Source organism: Xylanibacter rodentium (genome assembly GCF_013166575.1).
In the GTDB taxonomy this organism is placed as follows: Bacteria; Bacteroidota; Bacteroidia; order Bacteroidales; family Bacteroidaceae; genus Prevotella; species Prevotella rodentium.
In genome coordinates this window covers 24,138-50,066 of record NZ_JABKKE010000004.1, presented here as the reverse complement: position 1 = coordinate 50,066, position 25,929 = coordinate 24,138, and the positions used below count along the sequence as shown (strand labels likewise).

Sequence of the window (25,929 nt, the reverse complement as noted above, 5' to 3'; positions counted from 1 at the left end):
CATCCATCAAGGCGCATCCATCCTATGCCAGGACAATAATGTAGTTTAATCTTGTTGACCAACTTAATTTTGTTGACCGACCTAATCTTGTTGACCGACCTATTTATCCAGGCTTTATTTGTAACTGTCCGTCAGAGGCGGTTAAAGTCAAATGATTGACAATCAACGGGTATTAAACGTTGTCAATAGCGTATTCAATACCAATCAACTGATTTAAATGGTTTCCTAACATTTTTATAAGATACAATTTGCTGAAAATCAGATTCGATTGTCCGCTGAACAGTTAGCGTTAATTTGCCTTTATGTGAAAAGTCCCGAGGCTTCACAGCTTCGGGACATTTTTATACTATAAATAGTAAGTAATAATGATTATATATGTAGTCAGTAGTTGTTTTTTCTTTTTTATAGTTATCTCGGCAGATTGAAAGCCTTTGTCATCTCGGCCATCTGTCCGTCGCTCATGCCCTCGGGCTCATACCCCATGCACTTTGCGTTGATGTAAATCTTTGCGCTCTTCGAAAGCACATCGATTTGGTCGAAAGCATCCATCACGTCAAGCCCCTTGGCAAACACGCCATGCTTTTCCCATAGCACCACGTCATAATCCTGAAGTTCCTTCAGAGTGGCATCAGCCAATTCGTTCGAACCGGGCAGAGTGTAAGGCACTATGCCAAGCCCTAACGGACAGAAAGCCTTTGTCTCGGGAATCATCGACCAAAGTATCTTCGTCAGCACATCCTTGCCAAGGAACTCACGTTTGTGGCTCATGGCCACAAGCTCAATGGGATGGGTATGCACCGTTGCCGTATATGGCGAGCCGCTCTCAATCAGGTTGGCATGTACTGTAAGATGTGAAGGCAACTCACTGGTAGGCATCACAGCATTGTCGGCAATGATAACATAACTTGCACAGTCGTCAAGAATGCGTATCACGGAGCCGTTGTCCATCGGCCGGCGGGCCAGGTCGCGCATACGTTTGCCTGTACCCTTGCAATAGAAGTAGCAACCCTTCAGTTGCGGCAGTGTAACACCAATCTGCTTCACCTCGCTGATAGCCGGCATGGTGCGTATCTCGTCGTCGACATGAGCCGTCACATTAACCGTTATATTACCACCGTTACGCTCAGCCCAACCGTTCTGCCAAAGATATCCGGCTACTTCCGCTATCTTCTCCACCTCTGCGGCAAGCGCAGGGCGGCCTTCCAGTATACTTTTCATTATATTGTGATGTATTAAACTTTCGATTGCAAAGTTATACTTAAATATCGGTAAAAAACATTATTATTTGATTTACGAACCAATATAAATGACAAACTTATTGATTTAAATCAATTTTTCGTTAATCCGGCATGTATCTCTTAATTCTTATCTATATGATATACACATAAATACAGATGTTTCGTGCCTCGTACTCGGCAAACAATCCGCTTTAACATACCACTACCTGCAATGCGGCTTAAATCCATCAGAGGCTATAGGGAGATGTAAATCCCTTAAAATTCCGCAACCCTAAAAAAACATTACATTAACATATGTTAAGCGGGACCCAAACCGCAAATTCCACACCAAGGTCCAAAAATCGCGTTTTTTACTTCAAATGGGAAGCGCTGACAGTCAGCACGTTACAACGGAAGAACTTTGTCAAGAAAGCAGAGAGGGCCGTTTCGCCTTGCAATAAGGCCGTTATTGCAAGGCGACGGCGGCCTTATTGCAATGCAAAACGGCCGTTGCGGGAGTGTCGGGAGGCCCTTACGGCGGGTTGACACCCCAAAAAATGCCTGTAAAGAAAGCAGAGAGGGCCTAACGGCTTTTCTATTTCGGAAAAAATAAAAAGCGTTTTTTTCAGAATAAATCTTACTTTTCATCACACGGCATATACCCGCCTTGCGAAGCCGCTTTGGTGATGCGGCTTTGCTATGTGACTCCAGAACCAGCGCCATCAATAAATGCAATCAACCGTATACCCGCCATCCTTGCGTTTCCAAATATAAACTAATTTTGTCCACTTAATTATAATTAATGTAGCATTAATTTTGCCGTTCAGCCGAATTGCACTATCTTTGCAATTATGAACAGCTTTGAGAAAAAAGATAAATGGAGCGGAAATGTGATACTTGTCGACGCCGACTACGCTGACAAAGTAGCATTCGACCTCATTGTAAACTTCGAGCGGATGATAGGCCGACGCATCCCCAAGGCCGATATGGCGCGATGGCTGGAATGCGTGGCACTCGACGGCGGGCTGCGTGAGGGACAGCACGAGACACAGGTGGTGCTGATTCACGGAAAGGGAAAGACACGGATGGAAAATTTCACCCCCGGCGAATATGCCTCCGAGCTCGACGGCAAGGCTTTCTACGGAAATCTGGGAGAGTTCACCGTCAGTTCGCTGCCCGTGGAAGAAGACATGGTGACGGCAGCCGACCTGTTCACCGACGCACTCGGAGTCATCTGCAACAGCAAGGACGTGAAACGCCTGATGGTAATCCCCGATGCCGAGACCATATACGACAAGGTGCGCTCCACGCTGCGCCGCTTCGACTGCGGTGAAAAGACTGTCACTGTCTTTGCCATGCAGCCTATGCCGGGCGGCAATTTCCGTCAGGAGATACTCGGCTACTCGCTCATGCAGGCACTCGGCATAAGGGCCGACGAGATAAAATGAAATACGGGACATCCCAAGACCGGAAACAGACATTAATAACAAAAAAACGATAAAGACAAGACAATGGGAAAAGTATTGATGATTGGCGCAGGTGGCGTGGCCACCGTAGCCGCATTCAAGATTGCACAGAATACCGACGTATTTACCGACTTCATGATTGCGAGCCGTCGCAAGGAGAAGTGTGACAAGATAGTCGAGGACATACACAAAGCCGGACTGACCATGAACATCAGCACGGCACAGGTGGACGCCGACGATGTCGAGCAGCTCAAAGCTCTCTTCAACGACTACCGGCCGGAACTTGTTATAAACCTTGCCCTGCCCTATCAGGACCTTACCATCATGGATGCTTGTCTGGCATGCGGATGCCACTATCTCGACACGGCCAACTACGAACCGAAGGACGAGGCTCACTTTGAGTACTCGTGGCAGTGGGCATACAAGGAGCGCTTCGAGCAGGCCGGACTGACGGCCATACTCGGCTGCGGGTTCGACCCGGGCGTGAGCGGCATCTACACAGCCTATGCCGCCAAGCACCACTTCGACGAGATGCACACGCTCGACATCGTTGACTGCAACGCAGGCAACCATCACAAGGCTTTCGCCACAAACTTCAATCCCGAGATAAACATCCGGGAGATTACCCAGAAAGGCCTTTATTACAAGGACGGCGAGTGGCTCGAGACAGAGCCGCTGTCAGTGCACAAGCCGCTCACCTACCCCAACATCGGCCCGCGCGAGAGCTATCTGATGCACCACGAGGAGCTGGAGAGCCTGGTGAAGAACTATCCGACGATACGTCAGGCACGCTTCTGGATGACTTTCGGACAGCAGTATCTCACTTATCTCGACGTGATACAGAACATAGGCATGTCGCGCATCGACGAAATGGAATACGAAGCCCCTCTGGCCGACGGTTCGGGAAAGACGGCACGCGTGAAAATAGTCCCGCTACAGTTCCTAAAGGCCGTGCTGCCCAATCCGCAGGACCTCGGCGAGAACTACGACGGCGAGACGAGCATCGGCTGCCGCATACGTGGCGTGAAGGACGGCAAGGAACGTACATACTACGTATACAACAACTGCAAGCATCAGGATGCCTACAACGAGACGGGCATGCAGGGCGTGAGCTACACCACGGGCGTGCCGGCAATGATTGGCGCAATGATGTTCTTCAAAGGCCTGTGGAGCAAGCCGGGCGTGTGGAACGTGGAGGAGTTCGACCCGGATCCGTTCATGGAGCAACTCAACAAGCAGGGGCTGCCGTGGCACGAGGTATTCGACGGCGACCTAGAGCTGTAATACCGCGCCGGCGCATCGCATATAATATTATAATATAATGTATAACAGATGAAAGCTGTGTCAAAACTTGTAGGGACAAATCTCGTATTTGTCCGCTTGTAAAATGCCGATATTCAACATTTATCGACCGGACAAATACAAGATATGTCCCTACAAGTTTCATGAGTTTAATTTTAACACAGCCACATCACTTAAAACCAAATACTATGGCAAAGAAAGAAGAGACAGGAGCCGCATTGTCTCCCAACGAGGAGAAACTGAAAGCATTGCAGGCTGCCATGTCAAAGATAGAGAAGGACTTCGGCAAAGGCTCGATAATGAAGCTCGGTGACGAACATATAGAGCAGGTGGACGTGATTCCTACAGGAAGCATCGGACTGAACGCCGCACTGGGCGTGGGCGGATATCCGCGCGGACGCATCATCGAGATTTACGGTCCGGAGTCGTCAGGTAAGACAACACTGGCCATCCATGCCATCGCCGAAGCACAGAAGGCCGGCGGCATAGCTGCCTTCATAGACGCAGAGCACGCTTTCGACCGATTCTATGCGGCCAAACTTGGCGTGGACGTGGACAACCTGTGGATTTCGCAGCCCGACAACGGTGAGCAGGCACTCGAGATAGCCGACCAGCTGATACGCTCGGCGGCCATCGACATACTCGTAGTTGACTCGGTAGCGGCGCTCACCCCGAAGAAGGAGATTGAGGGCGACATGGGCGACAACGTGGTAGGCTTGCAGGCACGGTTGATGAGTCAGGCTCTGCGCAAGCTCACCAGCACCATCAGCAAGACCAACACCACGTGCATCTTCATCAACCAGCTGCGCGAGAAGATTGGTGTGATGTTCGGCAACCCCGAAACAACTACGGGTGGTAACGCCCTTAAGTTCTACTCGAGCGTGCGTCTCGACATCCGCCGCGTGACGAGCATCAAGGACGGTGACAACGTCATCGGCAACCAGGTGCGCGTGAAAGTGGTCAAGAACAAGGTGGCTCCACCGTTCCGCAAGACGGAATTTGAGATTACTTTCGGCGAGGGCATCTCGAAAATCGGCGAAATCGTCGACCTCGGCGTGGAGTACGGCATCATTCAGAAGAGCGGCTCGTGGTTCTCGTACAACGGTTCAAAGCTGGCGCAGGGCCGCGATGCCACAAAGGCGCTGCTGCGCGACAACCCCGAACTGTGCGAGGAGCTGGAGGGCCTCATCATGCAGGCCATCGCCGACAGGGAGAAATAAAGCATAACAATATAGCCAAATACCAGTTCATATAACTCGTAGGAACATATTCTTGTATTTGTCCGCTTGTAACATTCTGACGGACAAATACAAGAATATGCCTATATCATGAATCGGATTTTGATATGCCACACACGTCAAAAATCTCCAGCGTGTGTACTGACCGTGATGCCGCACCGCGACACGCCCGTTTTATCGGGATGGTATGCTGGCAACGGTCTGTATGTAAAAGTACAACTAAAAACGGCTGAAAAACGCCCAAGAAACAGCAAAAAACCTTGTTGCTTACAGAATTATGCGCTGTCTTTCCTCCATAAAAGATTTTTTATATCCTTCCGGTGTATGAATCTCACGATTTTTTCCGTATATTTGCATCAATCATTCAAAAAACCCGAAACATACTGTGCGACATGAACATCAACGAAAAATACATCCGTTTCGACTGGGCCGCAAAGCGCATCCTCCGCGACAAGGCCAACTTCGACGTGCTTGAAGGTCTAGTCACCGTGCTGCTAAACGAGCGCATACACATCATCGAGATTCTCGAGAGCGAGGGCAACCGGGAGACGGCCGAAGACAAGTTCAACCGCGTGGACATCAAGGCGCGTAACAGCAAGGACGAGATTATCATCGTCGAGATACAGCTCACCCGCGAGATTTACTACCTCGAGCGCATGCTCTACGGTGTAGCCAAGACCATCACCGAGCACATCTCCCTCGGCGACAAGTACGACAAGGTGAAGAAAGTCTACTCGATAAACATACTCTACTTCGACCTCGGCAAGGGCAGCGACTATCTGTACCACGGACAGACGGTGTTCCGCGGCGTACATACCGACGACACGCTCGTGATAAACACCAAGGAAAACGATGCCATACGTATGAAAACCCCTACGGAGGTGTTCCCCGAATACTTCATCATACGTGTCAACGAATTCAACAAGGTAGCCACCACGCCGCTTGAGGAATGGCTCGACTACCTCAAGAACGGGCATATCAAGGACGACACCACCGCTCCGGGACTCAGCGAGGCTAAGGAGAAGCTGAAGTGCCTCACAATGACACGACAAGAAAAATTAGACTATGAACGCCATCTTGACGCTATTATGATACAGAACGATGTTATCGACACGGCAAAGGCCGAAGGAAGAGCTGAAGGAAGAGCTGAAGGATTGGCTGAAGCGAACATCAGCCATGCTCAAAGCATGAAAGCGCTTGGTGTGAGCAACGAGGTGATATCCACCGTTACCGGATTGTCGTTGGAAGAGATTGAAGGACTGCCATCATCACCGGCAACGCCATGATATAACATAAATACCGTTACTGCATGCCGTTGCCGATTATGCTGCGTGCAAACTCAATTATCGTGTCTTTGCCATCGGCGAAGTCGGCGTCTTTGAGAGCCACCTCGTAATCGGGAGCGATGCCAAACTCAGTAGAACGGCCGCTGCTGTCATACATGGGGCAGGCGGAGAAGCGCACCGCCCATCCGTTGGGCAGCATGCTGCTGAACGGCATTCCGGCACCTCCGCCGGTGCGGTCGCCGACAATCTTCACGTTGGGCAGGCAGCGCATGTACTTCACGAACTCGTTGGCCGCACTGTACACCTTGCGGTTGGTCAGCACACATACCGCTTTCTGCCACCTCAGATTACAGGACGGCTTCAGCCACTGCTCCTCCATCGCCGAGAATGCACTGTGCCCCGGTCCTGTCTTGTGCTGCATATAGCCAACCATCACAGGCCTGTTGACAAAACGTGCTGCAAACCGTTCGGCATTTGTCAGCAGTCCTCCACCGTTGCCGCGAATATCAATTATAATGCCACGGCACAGCATAAAATGGTTAATCACCTCATCAAGATTACCCTCACCTATCCCGTCATTGAAACTTTCATAACGGATATAGCCTATGTTGTCGTCAAGAATCTTATATTTCAATCCTGCCGCAATCTTATAGTCCGTACCAAGATAGCGCCTCAACAATGTGTCGCTGACATTAGACGGATAATCCTCGTACCAGCTCCAGTAGCGTCCGAAATCGTATGATGAGGCAAGATTGACATGACCGTCGCGCAGTTCCGAAAGCATGTCCGACAACACTTCAAACTGTTGTTCGCTTGTCATGCCGTTGTCGATGCGCACACGATACTTGTCATAGACAGCATTCCAGTCGAGTCCATATTCCTGACGCTTATAATCGAAGAAACAATAATGCTCGTCTATAATCTTCCACAGAGCCTCAAAATTGCCTTGTGGTGAATCTTCAAACTCATCCTCGTCAACGCACGATACGGTGGCGAATACGGAAACAAGTGATATTACAATAAGATTGATGTAGATTGGAATGCGTTTCATTGGCGATAATTGATTATACTGAAACGCTTCACTATTCCTATCATGAACCGATGGGAATAGATATGCGATTTCAGATTGTTCACCTTAGCCTGACGATAATCGCCGAGATAGCCGACTCGCAATGCGGTATGCCGGCTCACGCTTATATCAAGCATTATCTGCTGACGGAAATCGGGAGCGCTGACAAATGTTGTCGGCACGATATTGTGATCGTAATTGCCGCGCGAAAAAATCTCATAGTACGACTGCCCGTAATTAGGGCTGAACATAAGGCCGCACAGCGGCAGTTCAAGTTCATAACCTACGGCCATCTGCCGCTGCAAAAGAGAAAAACGCCAAGTTGCCGCCACCGACGGCATTATGTTGACATGAATACGGGCCTGTGCGGGATTGTTGCCGTTGAGAGTGTTGTAAACAAATCCCGCTCCGGCATTCATCATTCCTCCGGCTCTAAGTTGCAGACGGTCGCCGGCAAATGTCCATGTCCGGTATCTGCCCCAAAAGAATTCGTATGCTCCTTCCAGCTCATCGGCATTGCCACTGCGGTCATCTGAAAACGACATACCGGCTTGGTGCTGCATCACCGTACTCCATAGACGGGACGGCCGTTGTCTGTGTACGGCAGACAGGAATGTGATGCCTCCGCCGCTGAAATGCTCCTGCGACAGATATGTGTCAAGGACACGCGTGGGGCCATAGCCTATCGCATACGATGCTGTGGTGATGCAGTGTCCCGTGGCAGCGGCAGAATCGGCCTGTGCCTGCGCTGTCACTACCGTGCCGCACACCGACAAGGCAATGAGCGTTGACGTAATTTTGCGGAATGTATTTCTATTCATTCTCAAACAGTCTTAGCTGACCGGTTATCTCGTCTATCACCTGTTGTTCCGACTTGCCGGCATCCGGATCTTCGTCTTCCGGTGTTCCGGGGGCATCCTGTATGTCGGCATCGTCTTCCGCGCCTTCATCGTCAGCCTGTTCCGGCTGCCTCACAGGCTCCAGTTCCTCTATGCTTTCAACTTGCCACATGGTGATACGTTTGCCTTTGGCCTTGAAACCTTTGACGCCCACAAACTGCTCAGCATCTATCTCCATCGGTTCGCGGGCCGCGTCGCCACCTCCGAATGTAACCATTATGCGCGGATATACCACATCGGTAAGCAGTGCAAGACGGCTTTGCTGATTCTCGCCCAAATAATTCTGCTTGCGCTTGGTGGCCTCCATCAGGAAACGCTTGACGTACGGATATCCGTTGTTGTCGGCATCGAAAAGCACGGCCGTCCATACCTTGTCGGCTTCAAACTTCTCTATGATGCTGATGTTGTCTTCATAATGATTGTTTACGTCGAAGTTGGTCACATAGAAATCTCCGTTGGACAATACCACAAGAATCATGTCGTCGTCATAGAACTCACCGAGCAGACGGCCATGTTCGTCGTAGTTCAGACGGTTCACATCAGGATCGTACCAGACCTTTCGTCCGCCAAGCGTAGAGTGTCCGTGACTCTTCAGTCCGATGCGGGCCACCTGCTTCTTTGTCATGATGTTGCCTTTCGACATTCGGCCCTTGATGGCTATATCCGAGAAATCGCGCTCGAGGAATATGCTTGACTTGCGCTTTGACGAAACCTCCATCGGGTCGAGCGTAATCTTGATTACCTCAGCCTCACCGTTGGAGTTGGCCGTGAAATATATCACCTTAGATCCCGGTGTGCCCTGCGTGATATTATATTCGTGGTCACGGGTGATGCTGGCCACCCAGAAGCGCTTCATATAATAGAAACCTTTCTTTCCGTTGCGGTATACCACATTGTATACTGTACGTCTGTCATTCTTCTTGAACACACCGAGGTATATGATGTTCTTTCCCACGAATATCTTGTCGGCCACGCGCACCACTTTGAACATACCGTCCTTGTAGAATATGATTATGTCGTCTATATCGGAGCAGTTGCATACATATTCGTCTTTCTTGAGCCCCGTGCCGATGAATCCCTCCTGACGGTTGATATACAGTTTCTCGTTGGCCTCTACCACTTTGGTAGCCTCAATGGTATCGAAATTGCGTATCTCCGTGCGGCGCGGATGGTCATTGCCATATTTGTCCTTAAGGAAAGCGAACCAGCGTGCCGTCACCTCCACCATATTGGCAAGGTCGCGGTCGATATCCTCTATCTCAGCCTTTATGCGCGCCATCAGTTCGTCGGCCTTGTCCTTGTTGAACTTCAGTATGCGCTGCATCTTGATTTCAAGCAGCTTCAGTATGTCGTCTTTGGTCACTTCGCGCACCAGCTGCGGATAGAACGGTGTCAGTCTGTCGTCAATGTGGGCGCATACGGCGTCGGTATCAGGAGCCTGCTCGAACTTTCGGTCCTTGTATATGCGCTCCTCAATGAATATCTTCTCGAGCGAACAAAAGTGCAGCTGCTCCATCAGCTCGCCGCGGCGTATCTCCAGCTCGCGACGTATAAGGTCCCTGGTATTGTCCACCGCACTGCGCAGCACGTCGCCCACACGCAGGAACTTGGGCTTGTTGTCCTCTATCACACAGCAGTTCGGCGATATGTTCACCTCGCAGTCGGAGAAAGCATAAAGCGCGTCGAGTGTCTTGTCCGACGACACTCCCGGTGCCAGATGAACCAGTATCTCCACCTCCGCCGCCGTATTGTCGTCCACCTTACGTGCCTTTATCTTGCCCTTCTCTATGGCTTTCAGTATAGAGTCGATGAGCGTCGAGGTGGTCTTTCCGAAAGGTATCTCGCGTATCACGAGCGTCTTGTTGTCTTTCTTTTCTATCTTCGCCCTCACCTTGACTACACCGCCGCGCTGTCCGTCATTGTATTTCGACACGTCGATGCTTCCGCCTGTAGGAAAGTCCGGATACAGCGTAAACTCCTCACCGTGCAAATAGCTGATGGCAGCGTCACATATCTCACAGAAGTTATGCGGCAAAATCTTCGACGACAGTCCCACAGCTATGCCCTCTGCGCCCTGAGCCAGCAGCAGCGGATACTTCACGGGCAAGGTTATCGGTTCTTTGTTGCGGCCGTCATACGACAACTGCCATTCGGTGGTCTTGGGGTTGAACACCGTGTCGAGAGCAAACTTAGACAGCCGCGCCTCGATATATCGCGGTGCGGCGGCACGGTCGCCCGTCAGAATGTTTCCCCAGTTTCCCTGAGTGTCCACAAGCAGATCCTTCTGTCCCAGCTGCACCAGGGCATCGCCTATCGAGGCATCGCCATGGGGGTGAAACTGCATTGTATGTCCCACGATGTTGGCCACCTTGTTGTACCGGCCGTCGTCCATCCGCTTCATTGAGTGCAATATGCGTCGCTGTACGGGTTTCAGTCCGTCTCCGATATGTGGCACGGCACGTTCCAGGATTACATAAGATGCGTAATCCAAAAACCAATTCTGGTACATTCCGCTCAGGTGGTGCACCACCGACGCGTCGAACCTGTCCACCGGCTTGTAGTCGGAGTGCTCTTCACCATCATCGGCCTGTCCGGCGGAAAGTCCGTCTGAAGATTCGTCCGACAGCTCATCTGCGTTACCACCGGCAGGAATCATCTCCTCTTCTTTTATCTCGTCGTCTCTTCTCTCGTCACTCATAGATTGTCATTGCTTTTCGAGCCTCAAAGTTACGGAAAAAATACGAGAATGCAAAATAAACGACGTGTTCGTTAAGTAATGACAGGCAAAAAAGTATTTGCACATATTCTGCCGCACAGAGTTGCCGGATCAAAACATTTCATCGGCTATCGGAAAAAACATCGTTTTTCTGCGACATCTCGAAAAATCATATTTTTACGTAAAAACAAGAAACGTTAACAATCAACAAGTATCAGTTTCTCCACTTAAAGAGCCACATTTTACACAGTAACGACATTGGTGTTAAATCATTTAGTGTCATTTCTCCTTATTCTTGAGGTTATTCCAATATTTATTTGTAATTTTGCATCTATCGGTTTTCTATGTTATATCCATGATAACCAAGACATCAGTGCCGAAAACAAAAGGACAATCACCTAAAGCCACTCTCATGAAAAAAGACATATCAATAGAAAGTGAATATATAGAAACGGAACTGAACTCTCCATCATATAAGGCTATTGTCAGTCCGTTTTCACCAAACGACATTCGCCTTAGCACACCTCCCATGAATATGGGGGATATCATTGATATGATACAATACCACTATATTGACTTTGACACGGAATATCAGCGTGAGCAGAATCTGTGGGACGACACCCAGCAGAGCCGTCTGATAGAGTCGGTATTACTCGGTCTGCGCCTACCAGCTTTCTACTTTGAAGAAGTATCAAAGAAAAAATGGAGAATCATAGACGGTTTGCAGAGATGTTGCACCATCCGCAATTTCTATGTGGACAAGACATTGAGGCTACAGAACATGGAGTTTCTGACTGATTTCGAAGGAAAGACAATAGACGATTTCCCTTTCGAGATAAAGAGGGATATCCGAATGCTTCCTGTTACCGTAAATGTATTGGAGAACGGAGTACCGGACGATGTGAAATATATATTGTTCAAAAGACTGAACACTGGTGGCATAACACTGTCTACACAGGAAATAAGAAATGCTGTATATATAGGAAAGGCCATCGACATTATAAAGGAAATGTCCGTATATCCAGCATTCACCTCGGCTACATTGAACACTATACCCACATTGCGCAAGCAAGATATGGACTTCGTATCACGTTTTGTGGCTTTCTATCTTATAGGGTATGAGAACTATACGGTGCCAGATTTGGACGAATTCATCAACACATGCATGAAAGGTATTAAAAAGGGTGAGTATGATGACAAGACAGAGACAATGAAACGAGATTTTGTAAAGGCCATGAATCTGGCTTCACAGATATTCGGTGACGATGCTTTCAGAAAAAGGACAAGCAAGAAAGACTACAGGAGACCACTGAACAAGGCTTATTTTGAAGTAATTTCAGTGGGGCTGGCCAAACTCTCTGATGAAGAATCCAAAAAATTATTGTTACACAAGGAACTATTCAAAGACAATCTTATAAAGGAGATGAAGGATAACCAGTCGTACAGCGGTGCTTTCTCTAGCGGTACAGCCAAAAAGGAATCTGTAAGAAAACGTTTTTCCGTTTTCAATGAGATTCTGATAAAAAGTATTAACGGCATAAAAATATAACGGGATGATAACAAGGTTAAACATAAAAAATTTCAAGTCGCACAGAGACACAGATATCAGATTGGATAATCTGACTGTACTGGCGGGCACTAATGGCTGCGGCAAGACGAGTGTGATACAAGCCTTCCTTCTGCTCAGACAGACATACCAAAAAGGACGCCTGATAGACGGTCTCGACCTGAACAAGCCGCTATGCAACATCGGCATAGGCAACGATGCACTGTATCGTCTGGCAACAGCAGGAGAACTCTCTTTTATTTTAGATGATAACAATGAGACCTTTTCGTTCATTTTCGATGTTGGAATAGAGTCGCTGACCGACTCTTTCCTTAAAAAGAAATCGTACAGCAGCAATATCACCAGCAACAAACTTGACAACATGTCTCTGTTCAACAATGATTTCCAATATATCAGTGCTTCACGCTGGGGAGGCAGAAGCATATTCCCCAAAGAGACATACGCAGCCGAAACACAAAGACAGATATCATTAGAATGCGGCCAGGGAGAGCTCATAGCCCAATATCTTTATAAGTTCGGACATGACGATGTGCATGACTATACCAACGGACAGGAAACCGACCTGAGTCTACTTAACCAAACAGTCTATTGGGAACAGAAAATCAGCCCCAACATCACGCTTGATATAGAACCGTCGAAAGACAACAATTCATTCTCGATAACTTATGGAGTCGACGGAACTGAGCAACGCAAAGCCATACAAGACCTGAAAGCCGAAAATGTGGGATATGGCATATCGTACACCCTACCTGTAATAGTGGCTTTGCTGTCGGCTCGCCCGGGTGCTCTGATTGTCATCGAGAATCCGGAAGCCCATCTGCATCCTGCCGGACAATCCGAACTGGCCAAACTGATGACAATGGTAGCCGCCACTGGTGTTCAAATTATTGTCGAGACACATAGTGACCATATCATATCCGGCATACAACTGGCATGTAAGGCACATTCCAAGAATACAGCCTGCGGCATAAGCAAAGACGCTGTTTCTATATATTATTTCCACACCATGACAGACAGAACCTTACAAATTGAGAATGTGGAAATATTGGATAACGGCAAACTTGACTACCAGCCAATAGGATTCTTCGACCAAACGGAAAAAGACATGTACAAACTGTTTGAGGAGTGATTATCGTATGTTGAATGTGTATTTCAAAGTTGTAGACACCGTCACTCGACCCATTTTGAACGAATTGAGAGAGAAAAGATACAGGACGGTGAAATATTGGTTCAATGTCAACGATAGAGAACAAATATGCTACTTGCGTGACACAAACTATATCAACCATTCTAACACTGACTATAATCTCACATGCTACAGCTGGGACATAGAACAGTGTGGAATATGTCCGGAATATGACGGACTGGAGCATCTGCTGTGGCGTAGCATCAATGAAGGCACGCAATTTGTTTGTATAGACAGCTGCCGGCACTGTAACAACCGGTTGGTATTGTTTCAGGACGCACAGCATGAAGCCGACTATCCGCAGGAATTTGTAAAGATACCATGCTTTCATACCATCGCCGATCTGATGGGGTATGCACAAGAACAAGGCGTGTTCTTATTTTCACTCAAAAACATCAGCCGTTTTGAAAAATGTACCGGTATAAGCCCGGTACAAGGAGCCGTTGTATATAGAGAGAAAAGCACCGGACATTACTGGTATATGGACATGCTGCACAGAAATCACTATGAAGTATTTGACAGCACAGGCAAACATCATTTGGGAGAGGCGAACATGGACGGTGTGTTGGATGAAAAGAAAAGAGATTCGGATAAAAAGATAAACATATAATTGCTTGACAGCTGTGACATAACATATCAGTTACAACACAGCTGCCTTTAATCGGTAACGCTAAGACATTATAAAGTTGTTTCAGAGAAATCCAATGTATAACAGGATTGTCCATTTTCTGCTCTATTGAAATTTCCCACACAAATCAATTCCGACTTACATTCATCTGTAAAGAACGATACAGAAAAACCAGACTCCGATGAAACTTCTATTATTTTCAACAAATTATCGGCCTCTTTCTCACACAAACTTTTCAACACATCAAGACTGTCTATAGCTTTTCCACATCTGACAATCATCTCTTGATTCATTTCTTTCATTTCTATTGTTACATTTATTTGAGTTTATAAGTCTTCGCCATTAGCACAATTATGTCCATTGTCATAATACATTAAGATTTTATATTCTCCCAAATAATCCGATATCATAAACCAAACCGATTTTTTGGATATATAATCTTTAAAATACAATTCTGTTATCTCAGACTTTATCTCTTCTGTTGGATTAGCTAGTTCCTCTTCATTATACTTATATGCTAAAGATTGAACTATCTCTTTTATGATTTCAGCAAAATCCGTTGCCGGCTTTTGGTAAAAAACGGCTTCATAGCGCTTTTTATGTGCAGCTATTTCATAAGAAATATCTTCTTCGTCCGATAATGTCTGTTCTTCGTTTATTGACATATATTTGGTATTGTTTTCAAACTGTCGGCAAAGGTCATTAAACCTTATTTGAATAGATCTTTCATTGACATAAACATCATCCTGTACCATAATTCTCCAAACCTTATCATTGTTTGTAACTACACTCAATTTCACTTTCCGCCCATTAAATTCACCACTCAGCAAATCTGTTTTAAAATCATACATAAAACCTTTTGCCTTAAGTTTGCGAATCATCTCCGCCTTACTTCCATCAACAGGAATCCCGAGAAACTTTGTCACATCCTTCTCTTGTGCACACAAAACCAATGACAGCATGAGCAGCATTGCAACTGATAAAATCCTTTTCATATTATTCTTTTTGTGTCCTCCAGCTACCACAAAGACCTTATTAAACCACGAAGCGTGGAACTGCAAAATGCCACGTCTTGTATTGGAGGTCCTGAGAAAACCTTAGTGTATAAGATGTAGTAATAGCAGCCCACGCCATAGCGTGAGAACCACTATGCCTTTTCTCATACACTATTTGAAAGTTTCTCAGGTTTCCAAATACGAGATAAGCATAACGCTTCTTTATCTTCTAAAATGTCTTGGAAAGGAATTATCCTATCCGGCTACAAAAGTAATAATAAACAATTAGAATCATCTATTTATCTAAAACTTTTTTGATTTATAAAAAAAACAAAAAATTCCAATCTGACTGAAACATGATAATTTAAGCCATAAAATATCGTTTCCACGAGAATAATAACTGACTTCTCTCTAAAGAAAAATCATTTTCTTTATCATGCCGGTGTATAATCTCGCTATTTTATTGTACATTTGCATCCCCGTACAATAAGCGCATACGAACAACATTCAGGATAACAAAAAAAACGAAATCAACAATGAAGAAAAGTCTCATCGCACTGGCTTTGGGGACATTGGCCTTGGGCATCACCGAGTTTGTAATGATGGGCATACTGCCCGATGTGGCAACGAGCATGGGAGTGAGCATACCCGAAGCTGGACGGCTGATATCGGCCTACGCCATCGGAGTGTGCTGCGGAGCGCCTATGCTCACCGTAGTCCACAAGTATCCGCCCAAAAGCATACTGCTGTTTCTCGGCGCGCTGATGCTGGCCGGAGCCATGCTGTCGGTAATGGCACAAAACTATTACATGCTGCTCGCCGCACGGTTCATATCCGGACTTCCCCACGGTGCCTACTTCGGTGTAGCCTCGATTGTAGCCGTACGATTGGCCGACGACGGTCACAAGACGGGGGCGGTGTCGATAATGATAGCCGGCATGACGGTGGCCAATCTGCTCGGCGTGCCGTTGGGCACGGCACTCAGCTCGTCAATTTCATGGCGTTGCCCGTTTGTGCTTGTCGCCCTATGCAGCCTGCTTGTGATTTACTATCTATGGAAATGGGTGCCATATGTAGAGCCACTGCCCGACAATGGATTCCGCCGTCAGTTCGCTTTCCTGCGCAGCAGTGCGCCCTGGCTGATTCTCGGCGCCACAATGTTGGGAAACGGTGGTATATTCTGCTGGTACAGTTATGTTACTCCCCAACTGATACACGAAGGCGGATTCACCCCCAACGTTATATCAATGCTCATGATAGCCGCCGGATTCGGCATGGTGGCGGGCAACCTGACAAGCGGCCGCGTATCGGACAAATATGGTCCGGGGCATGTCGCCCGCTTCACACTCATGATTACGGTGACATCGCTGCTGCTTACTTTCGCTCTCGCACAGTACGGGTGGGTTTCGGCCATACTGATGGTTGTGTGCACCGGATGTCTTTTCGCCGTAAGCAGTCCGCTGCAGTTTCTTATCCTCAAGCATGCTCCCGGAGGAGAGATGCTCGGCGGCGCGAGCATACAGATGGCATTCAATTTTGGGAATGCTGTGGGGGCGTTGCTCGGCGGACTGCCCATCGAAATAGGATTGGGCTACAGCTATCCCGCACTGTTCGGCACACCGCTCGCCATTGCCGGCCTTATATGTATGATTGTGTTCTGCAGAAAGTACGAACACACGAAATGATATAAGACGCCAAGCCCCAAAACAACATAAAAACGATATACAGCAACGCACAGACCGGCCCTCTGTAAGTCCATGACGCCCAAAGTGTCGCCATCGCAACCACCGGATTTACAGGCACCTTCCTCATTCCCACTCCGATACAAGGCCGCTGTACTGTCAGTACAAAGCCTCTGTACCGCCAGTACAACGGCCCTGTACTGGCGGTACAGGGCCGTTGTACTGGCTTAACTACGATCTACACGTTGCCCACACTGATGAGATATTCAGCTATCTGCACTGCATTGAGGGCGGCACCTTTACGAATCTGGTCGCCGCTGAGCCAGAAAACCACCAGTGGAACATCGTCGTACATTCGGAAAGCGCTTGATTATGTAGATGCTTATCGTTGTTTCTTTAGGTTGCTGTTTATCGCACGGCAACCAACATCAGAATTTGCTTGATTTGTCACTCTGCAAACAAGTCGTCAAGTATCACCTCACTTTGCACGGTTCCACTGTACATATTCTTCTTTATACCGTATGTCGTAACAAATGTCTGATGAAGTGATTTCCTTGTTTTGGTTGCTTTTCTGAATATTTCTGTCCGTTCCCGCAAACGTTCATCATATTGCTTGGTTATTTCAAACTCCCCTTGCGAAAATTTCATTTCACAAAGATTGATAGTCTGATCTCTGCGGTCTATCAGCAAATCTATCTGCGCCCCTTCTCCTTTCCATCCGCAAACATCGCTTTGTATACCGCTTATACCCAATTTTTGCTTGATTTGACGAATATGGTGCAGACTCAACTGCTCAAACGAATAGCCGCTCCAAGCCCGGCGCGATGGGGAGTCTATCATATTTTGCCAATGACATTCGTCTTGCCCGCGATAACCTTTGACATAACGCAAATGGAACAGCGTGAACAAGTCTGTCAACTGAAATATTGTTCCGCGTTCGCTTTTGCCAAATGCCGTATACTGGCGTATGAAATCACAATCACACAAGTTGCGCAGCGCTTTTGTCAGAGCCCCGCCGTCCTCAATCTTAGTTACCGACATAATTTCAGTGCGCGTCAGTCCGGAAGCCTTGTTGGCCAACGCCTCTATAATCTGTTTATGCAGTGTCGCCTCGTTGAAGAGCGAACGAAACAGGAAATTATATTCTCGCGATAACGGAGCATTTTGCACAAAAAACAGATTATCCACATTCTGTGCGAGACTCAGATGCCGTTCAAGCATTTGCAGATAGAGAGGCGTACCGCCAAGAATCATATAACACTCCGCTATCTGATAGCGGCTCCAGTTTATGCCGTGCGAAATGAGATATTGCTCCGTTTCATACAATGAGAAAGGAGAAAGATATATGCTGCGCGTGGTCCGGTTGTACAATCCGCCCTTATCAGAAAGCACGTTCTCCCGCATCCATGTGGTAGCACTGCCACAGACTATAAATTTCAAACGGCTGTTTGTTGCGCCCCACGAATTCCAGAAATACTCAAATGCCTTTACAAACCGGCTCTTCTGTGTGTCTATCCACGGCAATTCATCAAGAAATACGACAATGGGTTTGTCGCCGCCTATGGATTCCAAATATTCGCGCAACTGCGCAAAAGCGTCAAACCAATCCTTTGCTACCGGCCACTTATATCCCGAATAATACGCCAACTGGCGGTTGAACTCACCAAGCTGTTCTTTTTTCGTACCTTGATAGATTCCGGTGGAATAGAAACTGAATGTATCATTAAAATAATTACGCACAAGAAAGGTTTTGCCAATACGGCGACGACCGTAAATTGCAATCAGCTCCGGCGATTTGGATTCAATTCGCTGGCGCAATATCTCCTGCTCTATTTTTCTACCTATGATAGTATCAGCCATAACAAAAAATTGGGTTATCTGCCACAAAGATACACAAAAAAGTGCGATTCTTGGTCGGTAACTCACTTTTTTTTCGAGTTACCGACCAAGAATCGCACTTTTTTGAGGAAGTATATCAATGAAGAATCATCATGAATTGTATAAAATGTCCATTTCTTTCTTAATTTTCTGCACTTCTTTTTTCTCATTCCGGAAAAGCAGGGAGGCCCTCTCTGCTTTCTTTACACGCATTTCGGGTGTGGCGAAGTTGCCGTAAGGGCCTCCCGGGGTCGCCATTACGGCGTAATGAGAGAGCAACGGCACCGTAACGGGAGAGCCGGGAGGCCCTTACGGCAAGGTCGGGAGGGCCTCTCTGCTTTTATTACAAGGCGCTATCAAAGAGAAAAGAGCGTAACCTGCTGATTATCAGCGCATCCTATTTTACACGAAAAATCGCGTTTTTCGGCCTCTTGGCTGAAAAACGCGATTTTGTAACGGGCGACGAAGTGATTTGTAAAGATAATTAGGAGAGGCTGATTTTTATTTCAGGTCATATAACTTGTAGGGACTTATTCTTGTATTTGTCCGCCATACACGATTAAATATCAGTATATTATAAACGGACAAATACAAGAATAAGTCCCTACAAGCTACATGAATGAATTGAAATCAAGTTACATGAACTGAATTTAGGTACAGCCCACTTCAGACTGATTATTTCACATTCCCCACCTTGATGAGATACTCGGCTATCTGCACAGCGTTGAGGGCGGCACCCTTGCGTATCTGGTCGCCACTGAGCCAGAATGTCAGGCCGCAGTCATCGGCCAGATCCTTACGTACACGACCTACAAAAATGTCGTCCTTACCGGCAGTATCAAGCGGCATGGGATATACGAGGTTGGCCGGATCATCGTGCAGCGTCACTCCGGGAGCGGCAGCGAGGGCCCGCTGCGCCTCTTCGACCGAAATGGGGCGCTCTGTCTCTATCCACACCGACTCGGAATGAGCGCGCAACGACGACACACGCACGCACATGGCCGAACAGCGCACATCGCTGTGCATTATCTTGCGTGTCTCGTTGAACATCTTCATCTCCTCCTTGGTATATCCGTTAGGCTGGAACACATCAATCTGCGGTATCACGTTATAGGCCAACTGATGGGGAAACTTTTTCACCGTTACGGGCTGCCCCGCAATTATTTCGCCATACTGCTGCTGCAACTCTGCCATGGCCGCAGCTCCGGCACCACTCGCACTCTGATAGCTTGCCACGTGAATACGACGGATATGGCTGAGATTCTCCAGCGGCTGAAGAGCCACTACCATCATTATGGTGGTACAGTTCGGGTTGGCTATGATACCCCTCGGACGGTTGAGGGCGTCACCGGCATTACACTCCGGCACCACCAATGGCACGTCGTCATCCATTCGGAAAGCGCTCGAATTGTCTATCATCACGGCACCGTAACGCGTAATATCACCGGCATATTCCTTGGAAATACCCGCTCCGGCCGACGTGAAAGCAATGTCTACCCCCTTGAAGTCGTCGCCATGACGCAGAAGTTTGACTTCATATTCCTTGTCGCGGAATTTATACGTACGCCCGGCACTACGTTCCGAACCGAAAAGCACAAGCTCGTCAATAGGGAAATCTTTCTCTGCAAGTACACGCAGAAACTCCTGCCCGACGGCTCCGCTCGCTCCAACAATTGCTACTTTCATAAGTCTGTCATTTTTAAAGTTGTGAATATTTCCACGGCAAAATTACAACTTTTAATGCTATTATCCGTCACGAATGATATTTTTTGTGTCCGCAAGCCATGAATCTGACATTTTTTTCGCACCTTTGCACCATAAAACAGTGACCGCGACTTGATGATTATGCCCGATATATCACATTATTTCCCTATTACCGACCCGACACTGATATTCTTTGTCGTGCTATGCATCATCCTTTTTGCGCCCATCATCATGGGCAAGCTGCGCATTCCGCATATCATCGGAATGGTTCTGGCTGGAATTGCCGTGGGACGCTACGGACTGAACATCCTCGAACGCGATTCCTCATTCGAGCTGTTCGGCAAGGTGGGCGTGCTCTACATCATGTTCCTCGCCGGTCTGGAAATGAACCTGCAGGACATCATGCGGCGCAAACTGCGGTTCATGATATTCGGTCTGCTCACGTTCACGATACCTTTTGCCATGGCCTACCTCACAGGAATATATCTTCTGGGATACTCGCCAACGACATCGTTGCTGCTGTCATGCATACTTGCGGCAAACACCCTTATAGCCTACCCTATCGTGTGCCGCTACGGACTGCAGCGACATCCGAGCGTGGCTCTGAGCGTGGGATCGTCGATGATAGCCCTCGCGCTGTCGCTGCTCGTTCTCGCCGCCATTGTCGGAGCACACAACGGTGAGGCAGGAGGAATGTTCTGGGGGCTGTTCGTCATCAAGGTGGCGCTCTTCTGTGTCGGTGCGTCAGTGCTGCTGCCGCGGCTCACCCGGTGGTTTTTCAGACGCTATGCCGATGCGGTGATGCTATATATATACGTACTTTCGGTGCTGTTTCTCAGTGCGGCCGCATCCGAGATGTGCGGCCTGGAGGGCATCTTCGGTGCATTCATCGCCGGACTGATACTCAACAGGTTCATCCCCAGGCTGTCACCGCTGATGAACCGCATCGAGTTCATAGGCAACGCGCTCTTCATTCCATATTTCCTTATCGGTGTCGGAATGCTCATCAACATACGCGTGCTGTTCGACGGACTCGATACATTGTGGGTAGTGCTGTGCATGGTAGTGGTAGGCACGCTGAGCAAGGCCATAGCAGCATACGTGTCGTGCATATCGTTCAAGAAGCCGCTGCTGTCGGGACACATGATGTTCGGACTGACCGAGGCCCACGCCGCCGGCGGAATAGCCATGACAATGGTGGGCATGCACCTGAAGATGGACGACGGCAGCTATCTCGTAGACGCCAACATGCTCAACGGTGTGGTGATGATGATTCTGTTCACGTGCATCATCAGCTCTGTCGTGGTGGAGAACTCGGCACGCAGGATTCTGCTGCGCGAGAAGATGCAGCCCGAAGAGACGGAAAAGACGGGCGACGACGAGAAAATACTGCTGCCGCTGCAACATGCCGAGGATGCCGACTCGCTGGTACATCTGGCAATACTGACAAGCAACAGGAAACTGAACCGCGGGCTGATAGGTCTGAACGTGGTTTACGACAATATCTACAGCGGGCGCAACCGCAACGCAGGACTGAAACTGCTGGCACATGCCGAGGCTGTGGCAGGGTCGGCCGACGTGCGGATGCAGACACAGAGCCGTCTGGCCATAAACATAGCCAACGGCATAAAGCACGCTTTCAAAGAAAACGACGCCTCCGAGATAATCATGGGACTGCACCGGCGTACCGATCCCGGCGACAGTTTTTGGGGAGCATATACGCAAGGACTCATCACAGACATCAACCGACAGATAATGATATGCCGTATTATCCAACCTTTGGGCACACTAAGACGCATTCATGTGGCAGTGCCGTCGCGGGTGGAGTTCGAGGCTGGGTTCTATCGGTGGATAGAACGACTGTCGAGGCTGGCATCCAATCTGGGATGCCGAATGATATTTCACGGGCGGAAAGAAACCATGACGCTCATAAACGAATATATACAGAACCGCCATCCCGACGTGCGTGCCGAATATGAACTGATGCAACATTGGAAAAGCATCACGCAACTCGCGACACAGATCAACAACGACCATCTGCTCGTAGTAATCACGGCCCGTCCCGGCACTGTGTCATACAAGCCCGCTTTCGAAAATCTGCCCGAAGAACTGACTGCATGTTTCCCGTCATGCAATCTGATGATTGTATATCCCGACCAGAACGGACAGCCTCAGGATGCCATGACATTCACGGCACCACAACATCAGGAACAACAGGAAAGCGCATATTCGTCAATAATGAAGTGGATAAACAACAAGAGAGGCAGGGCATGAAACGACAATAGTCCTTAAGCCGGCAAGACAAAAAGTATTGTCCGGACTTTGCAATGGACAGGAAATATATGCGTAACTCAATAAAAATAAAGAAAAAACAATGATAAAAATCCAAGGTATCAAAAAGAGTTTCGGTCAACTGCAAGTACTCAAAGGCATCGACCTCGAAATAGGCAAAGGCGAAGTGGTGAGCATAGTCGGACCGAGCGGAGCCGGCAAGACCACTCTGCTGCAGATAATAGGAACGCTCGACAGGCCGGACAGCGGCACCGTTGCTATAGACGGCATAGATACAAGCAGCATGAGCACAAGAAAACTGGCTGAATTCCGCAACCGCCACATAGGGTTCGTATTCCAATTTCATCAGCTTCTTCCGGAGTTTACAGCCATTGAAAACATCATGATTCCGGCATATATCGCCGGACGTTCCACCAAAGACGCCAAGGCCAGAGCTACGGAACTGCTTGAATTCATGGGGCTGTCCGACCGAGCCGGCCACAAGCCCAACGAGTTGTCGGGCGGTGAAAAGCAGCGCGTGGCTGTAGCACGTGCGCTGGTCAACAATCCGGCCGTGATTCTGGCAGACGAGCCTTCAGGCAGCCTCGACTCAAAAAACAAACAGGAACTGCATCAGCTGTTCTTCAATCTGCGCGACAAGTTTGGACAGACTTTCGTCATCGTAACACACGACGAACAGTTGGCTGCCATCACCGACCGCACCATAAAGATGCGCGACGGAATGGTCATATCGATATCAGACTCTGACAAGTCCGAACCCGCGGCTGGGCCGGACAGAGACTCTATGCAGGAACAAAACTCGGACACCATAACAAACTAACAACAGAACAAAACGGTCTTTAACCATGAACAGAATAAAATTAGGAGACTACAACTTGCTGAAAGTCTCAAGAAAAGTAGACTTCGGACTTTATCTCAACGGAGGCGACGAAGGTGACATACTGCTTCCCTCACGATATGTTCCGAAAAACGCCCGACCGGGCGACGAACTGGAAGTTTTCATCTATCTCGATCAGGACGAACGTCCGGTTGCCACCACTTTGGAGCCGTTGGCACGCGTAGGCGAGTTCGCACATCTTGAAGTGGCATGGGTCAACGAATACGGCGCTTTTTTGAACTGGGGCCTTATGAAAGACCTTTTCTGCCCGTTCCGCGAACAAAAGAAACGTATGACGCTCGGTTCGTCATATATCGTATATGTTACAGTCGACGAAGAAAGTTACCGCATCATGGCTACAGCAAAGGTTGAACGCTATCTTGACAAAGAAAGACCTGAATACAAGCATGGTGACGAGGTGGAACTGCTCGTGTGGCAAAAGACCGACCTCGGATTCAAGGTCATCGTAGATAACCGTTTCTCTGGCCTCATATATAAAGATCAGATATTCCGGAACATCAGAACCGGTGAACGTCTGCATGGTTATATAGACCACATACGTCAGGACGGAAAGATAGACATAACACTGCAACCTACCGGGCGCCGTCATACAGAAGACTTCTCCGATATACTGTTAGAATATCTCAAGGCCAACGACGGACATTGCAATCTGGGCGACAAAAGTCCGGCCGAACTGATTGCCGACCGATTCAAAGTAAGCAAGAAAACGTATAAGAAAGCCGTCGGAGACTTATACCGCCGGCGACTTATCACCATCACCGACGATGGAATCACACTTACAGACAACAAATAGGTCCACATCGGTCATATAACGAAAGTAGGGATATAATCTTGTTTTATCTGATACACCATTGATTGCCAACAGTCAACAGACACGAACAAGATTATATCCCTACTCCTGTTATATATCTTCCAACGGTATTAGAGGATGCGTCCTACAAGACGGAAACTAAGACATGGATAAACCGTTATCTTACTTAACGTCTTTACGAGACCTCCATCATCACCGTCAAGATCTGTCTCCTCAAGTTGCTTGTCCTGCAGATATATTTTGGGACTTCCCCAAAACTGTACTCCAAGGTCAAACTGAAAACCTATACGATTCTTTGGCACCGCACGCCCCCAGCCCAAACCAAGGTACGGCCGGAAACCGTTGACCTTAATACAGGCATCGGCATTGCCATTTTCATCCGGCTCAATAAAATAATCACCAAGTACAAGTCCGAGTTTGTCTTCACTGGTTACATGTCCGAATTGCTCGATGTTTTCAAAAACACCTCGTCTGTGATTGAAATCATAAATGTTTTTCAGAGCACCGTCTTCCTTATTATATACGCTCACGATGTCCGACGAACCGAAATAGGCGCCCACCGTAAGATGTATCTTTGAATGCTTTGAAGGATAAAGGTCAAAAAGCACATGCCCCGAGGTGAGGTTGGGTTTGCCCTGCACATCGAACGTCTCCGGCAATTTTTCATTAAGAGCGCTCTCATAAACCGTCCGGATATTCTCGTTAAAATCAAGATCGAGTTCGGTGTTCACCTTGATTTTTGGCAGAAAATTCACACCGGCACGCACTCCGACATACGGAGTAATCGTGGTAGATGCGTCTATCGTGATTCCTGTAGTACCCACCCCGGCTCCAACTGCCACATGATTAAACAACATTTTGTCTTCCTGAGCGAACACCGTAGTAACACCTAACAGCAATCCGCATGCTAATAAAAATTTTTTCATCTCAATTCTACAAATTGGTTTGTTTATAATCTTTCTTTAAAACATTTTATCCCCACAGAACAAGAGGCTTTCACAACTCTTATTTGCAAATATAATACAATTTTATAAAAAAGCAACTATAAAAACGTACTTAATTTTAAAAAGTGTAAATACTCCGGTTTATTTGTCA

The 25,929-nt window shown here is 47.9% G+C and carries 20 protein-coding genes; 11 read left to right on the top strand and 9 right to left on the bottom strand.

Annotated elements, in window-relative coordinates; genetic code table 11:
• Positions 1–408: 408 nt before the first annotated feature.
• Positions 409–1,218 (bottom strand): rhamnulose-1-phosphate aldolase, encoded by an 810-nt coding sequence (gene rhaD / locus HPS55_RS03630; protein WP_172176480.1) that lies wholly within the window; start codon positions 1,216–1,218, stop codon positions 409–411.
• A gap of 850 nt (positions 1,219–2,068) precedes the next feature.
• Here rhaD and HPS55_RS03625 point away from each other — a divergent pair.
• The 4 genes from HPS55_RS03625 (at position 2,069) to HPS55_RS03610 (ending at position 6,509) form a co-directional block, all read left to right on the top strand.
• Positions 2,069–2,665: a DUF6621 family protein gene (locus tag HPS55_RS03625; protein ID WP_172176481.1), complete on the top strand. Its 597-nt coding sequence runs from the start codon at positions 2,069–2,071 to the stop codon at positions 2,663–2,665.
• Positions 2,666–2,728: 63 nt separating this feature from the next.
• Positions 2,729–3,967, top strand: coding sequence for a saccharopine dehydrogenase family protein (locus HPS55_RS03620; protein ID WP_172176483.1), 1,239 nt, complete (start codon positions 2,729–2,731; stop codon positions 3,965–3,967).
• A 206-nt stretch (positions 3,968–4,173) separates the two neighbouring features.
• A complete protein-coding gene (gene recA / locus HPS55_RS03615; protein ID WP_172176485.1) occupies positions 4,174–5,205 on the top strand; it encodes a recombinase RecA in 1,032 nt (343 codons plus the stop codon).
• Between the two features lie 410 nt (positions 5,206–5,615).
• Positions 5,616–6,509, top strand: a complete 894-nt coding sequence (locus HPS55_RS03610; RefSeq protein WP_172176487.1) for an Rpn family recombination-promoting nuclease/putative transposase — start codon at positions 5,616–5,618, stop codon at positions 6,507–6,509.
• Between the two features lie 16 nt (positions 6,510–6,525).
• Here the strand turns inward: HPS55_RS03610 and HPS55_RS03605 are convergent, their stop codons facing one another.
• From HPS55_RS03605 to HPS55_RS03595, 3 genes are read right to left on the bottom strand one after another with little or no spacing between them, the layout of a single operon-like run.
• The gene (locus HPS55_RS03605; protein ID WP_172176489.1) at positions 6,526–7,560 is read right to left on the bottom strand and encodes a S41 family peptidase; all 1,035 of its coding nucleotides are present in this window, start codon (positions 7,558–7,560) and stop codon (positions 6,526–6,528) included.
• Positions 7,557–8,399 carry a DUF3316 domain-containing protein gene (locus HPS55_RS03600; RefSeq protein ID WP_172176491.1) on the bottom strand — a complete coding sequence of 281 codons (843 nt, stop codon included), beginning with the start codon at positions 8,397–8,399 and terminating at the stop codon, positions 7,557–7,559. The genes HPS55_RS03605 and HPS55_RS03600 overlap by 4 nt, the downstream gene beginning before the upstream one ends.
• Positions 8,392–11,175 (bottom strand): DNA gyrase/topoisomerase IV subunit A, encoded by a 2,784-nt coding sequence (locus HPS55_RS03595; protein ID WP_172176493.1) that lies wholly within the window; start codon positions 11,173–11,175, stop codon positions 8,392–8,394. The genes HPS55_RS03600 and HPS55_RS03595 overlap by 8 nt, the downstream gene beginning before the upstream one ends.
• 430 nt (positions 11,176–11,605) lie before the next feature.
• Between HPS55_RS03595 and HPS55_RS03590 the strand changes: the two genes are divergently transcribed.
• Genes HPS55_RS03590 through HPS55_RS03580 form a run of 3 tightly spaced genes read left to right on the top strand, consistent with a single transcriptional unit; the run spans position 11,606 to position 14,556 of the window.
• Positions 11,606–12,742, top strand: coding sequence for a DUF262 domain-containing protein (locus HPS55_RS03590; RefSeq protein WP_172176495.1), 1,137 nt, complete (start codon positions 11,606–11,608; stop codon positions 12,740–12,742).
• A 4-nt stretch (positions 12,743–12,746) separates the two neighbouring features.
• Positions 12,747–13,889 carry a DUF3696 domain-containing protein gene (locus HPS55_RS03585; RefSeq protein WP_172176497.1) on the top strand — a complete coding sequence of 381 codons (1,143 nt, stop codon included), beginning with the start codon at positions 12,747–12,749 and terminating at the stop codon, positions 13,887–13,889.
• A 55-nt stretch (positions 13,890–13,944) separates the two neighbouring features.
• Positions 13,945–14,556 (top strand): hypothetical protein, encoded by a 612-nt coding sequence (locus HPS55_RS03580; RefSeq protein ID WP_172176499.1) that lies wholly within the window; start codon positions 13,945–13,947, stop codon positions 14,554–14,556.
• A 68-nt stretch (positions 14,557–14,624) separates the two neighbouring features.
• Here the strand turns inward: HPS55_RS03580 and HPS55_RS03575 are convergent, their stop codons facing one another.
• Together HPS55_RS03575 and HPS55_RS03570 are read right to left on the bottom strand one after the other, a co-directional pair.
• The gene (locus tag HPS55_RS03575) at positions 14,625–14,876 is read right to left on the bottom strand and encodes a hypothetical protein (protein ID WP_172176501.1); all 252 of its coding nucleotides are present in this window, start codon (positions 14,874–14,876) and stop codon (positions 14,625–14,627) included.
• Between the two features lie 24 nt (positions 14,877–14,900).
• On the bottom strand, positions 14,901–15,569 hold the full coding sequence (locus HPS55_RS03570; protein WP_172176503.1) for a hypothetical protein: 669 nt from the start codon (positions 15,567–15,569) through the stop codon (positions 14,901–14,903).
• A gap of 536 nt (positions 15,570–16,105) precedes the next feature.
• Between HPS55_RS03570 and HPS55_RS03565 the strand changes: the two genes are divergently transcribed.
• The gene (locus HPS55_RS03565) at positions 16,106–17,254 is read left to right on the top strand and encodes an MFS transporter (protein WP_172176505.1); all 1,149 of its coding nucleotides are present in this window, start codon (positions 16,106–16,108) and stop codon (positions 17,252–17,254) included.
• A 444-nt stretch (positions 17,255–17,698) separates the two neighbouring features.
• Here the strand turns inward: HPS55_RS03565 and HPS55_RS03560 are convergent, their stop codons facing one another.
• Together HPS55_RS03560 and HPS55_RS03555 are read right to left on the bottom strand one after the other, a co-directional pair.
• Positions 17,699–19,111: an AAA family ATPase gene (locus tag HPS55_RS03560; RefSeq protein ID WP_172176507.1), complete on the bottom strand. Its 1,413-nt coding sequence runs from the start codon at positions 19,109–19,111 to the stop codon at positions 17,699–17,701.
• Between the two features lie 693 nt (positions 19,112–19,804).
• Positions 19,805–20,815, bottom strand: a complete 1,011-nt coding sequence (locus HPS55_RS03555; protein WP_172176509.1) for an aspartate-semialdehyde dehydrogenase — start codon at positions 20,813–20,815, stop codon at positions 19,805–19,807.
• 159 nt (positions 20,816–20,974) lie between these two features.
• Between HPS55_RS03555 and HPS55_RS03550 the strand changes: the two genes are divergently transcribed.
• From HPS55_RS03550 to HPS55_RS03540, 3 genes are all read left to right on the top strand, one after another.
• Positions 20,975–23,107: a cation:proton antiporter gene (locus tag HPS55_RS03550; protein WP_172176511.1), complete on the top strand. Its 2,133-nt coding sequence runs from the start codon at positions 20,975–20,977 to the stop codon at positions 23,105–23,107.
• 100 nt (positions 23,108–23,207) lie between these two features.
• Positions 23,208–23,945, top strand: coding sequence for an ABC transporter ATP-binding protein (locus HPS55_RS03545; RefSeq protein WP_172176513.1), 738 nt, complete (start codon positions 23,208–23,210; stop codon positions 23,943–23,945).
• A 25-nt stretch (positions 23,946–23,970) separates the two neighbouring features.
• On the top strand, positions 23,971–24,816 hold the full coding sequence (locus HPS55_RS03540) for a CvfB family protein (protein WP_172176515.1): 846 nt from the start codon (positions 23,971–23,973) through the stop codon (positions 24,814–24,816).
• A gap of 128 nt (positions 24,817–24,944) precedes the next feature.
• Here the strand turns inward: HPS55_RS03540 and HPS55_RS03535 are convergent, their stop codons facing one another.
• On the bottom strand, positions 24,945–25,760 hold the full coding sequence (locus HPS55_RS03535) for a hypothetical protein (protein ID WP_172324685.1): 816 nt from the start codon (positions 25,758–25,760) through the stop codon (positions 24,945–24,947).
• Between the last annotated feature and the right edge of the window lie 169 nt (positions 25,761–25,929).

Excerpts from the sequence above, each read along its gene's own strand:
- rhaD (WP_172176480.1), bottom strand. The coding sequence starts at position 1,218 with ATGAAAAGTATACTGGAAGGCCGCCCTGCGCTTGCCGCAGAGGTGGAG.
- HPS55_RS03625 (WP_172176481.1), top strand. The coding sequence starts at position 2,069 with ATGAACAGCTTTGAGAAAAAAGATAAATGGAGCGGAAATGTGATACTT.
- HPS55_RS03620 (WP_172176483.1), top strand. The coding sequence starts at position 2,729 with ATGGGAAAAGTATTGATGATTGGCGCAGGTGGCGTGGCCACCGTAGCC.
- recA (WP_172176485.1), top strand. The coding sequence starts at position 4,174 with ATGGCAAAGAAAGAAGAGACAGGAGCCGCATTGTCTCCCAACGAGGAG.
- HPS55_RS03610 (WP_172176487.1), top strand. The coding sequence starts at position 5,616 with ATGAACATCAACGAAAAATACATCCGTTTCGACTGGGCCGCAAAGCGC.
- HPS55_RS03605 (WP_172176489.1), bottom strand. The coding sequence starts at position 7,560 with ATGAAACGCATTCCAATCTACATCAATCTTATTGTAATATCACTTGTT.
- HPS55_RS03600 (WP_172176491.1), bottom strand. The coding sequence starts at position 8,399 with ATGAATAGAAATACATTCCGCAAAATTACGTCAACGCTCATTGCCTTG.
- HPS55_RS03595 (WP_172176493.1), bottom strand. The coding sequence starts at position 11,175 with ATGAGTGACGAGAGAAGAGACGACGAGATAAAAGAAGAGGAGATGATT.
- HPS55_RS03590 (WP_172176495.1), top strand. The coding sequence starts at position 11,606 with ATGAAAAAAGACATATCAATAGAAAGTGAATATATAGAAACGGAACTG.
- HPS55_RS03585 (WP_172176497.1), top strand. The coding sequence starts at position 12,747 with ATGATAACAAGGTTAAACATAAAAAATTTCAAGTCGCACAGAGACACA.
- HPS55_RS03575 (WP_172176501.1), bottom strand. The coding sequence starts at position 14,876 with ATGAAAGAAATGAATCAAGAGATGATTGTCAGATGTGGAAAAGCTATA.
- HPS55_RS03570 (WP_172176503.1), bottom strand. The coding sequence starts at position 15,569 with ATGAAAAGGATTTTATCAGTTGCAATGCTGCTCATGCTGTCATTGGTT.
- HPS55_RS03565 (WP_172176505.1), top strand. The coding sequence starts at position 16,106 with ATGAAGAAAAGTCTCATCGCACTGGCTTTGGGGACATTGGCCTTGGGC.
- HPS55_RS03560 (WP_172176507.1), bottom strand. The coding sequence starts at position 19,111 with ATGGCTGATACTATCATAGGTAGAAAAATAGAGCAGGAGATATTGCGC.
- HPS55_RS03555 (WP_172176509.1), bottom strand. The coding sequence starts at position 20,815 with ATGAAAGTAGCAATTGTTGGAGCGAGCGGAGCCGTCGGGCAGGAGTTT.
- HPS55_RS03550 (WP_172176511.1), top strand. The coding sequence starts at position 20,975 with ATGCCCGATATATCACATTATTTCCCTATTACCGACCCGACACTGATA.
- HPS55_RS03545 (WP_172176513.1), top strand. The coding sequence starts at position 23,208 with ATGATAAAAATCCAAGGTATCAAAAAGAGTTTCGGTCAACTGCAAGTA.
- HPS55_RS03540 (WP_172176515.1), top strand. The coding sequence starts at position 23,971 with ATGAACAGAATAAAATTAGGAGACTACAACTTGCTGAAAGTCTCAAGA.
- HPS55_RS03535 (WP_172324685.1), bottom strand. The coding sequence starts at position 25,760 with ATGAAAAAATTTTTATTAGCATGCGGATTGCTGTTAGGTGTTACTACG.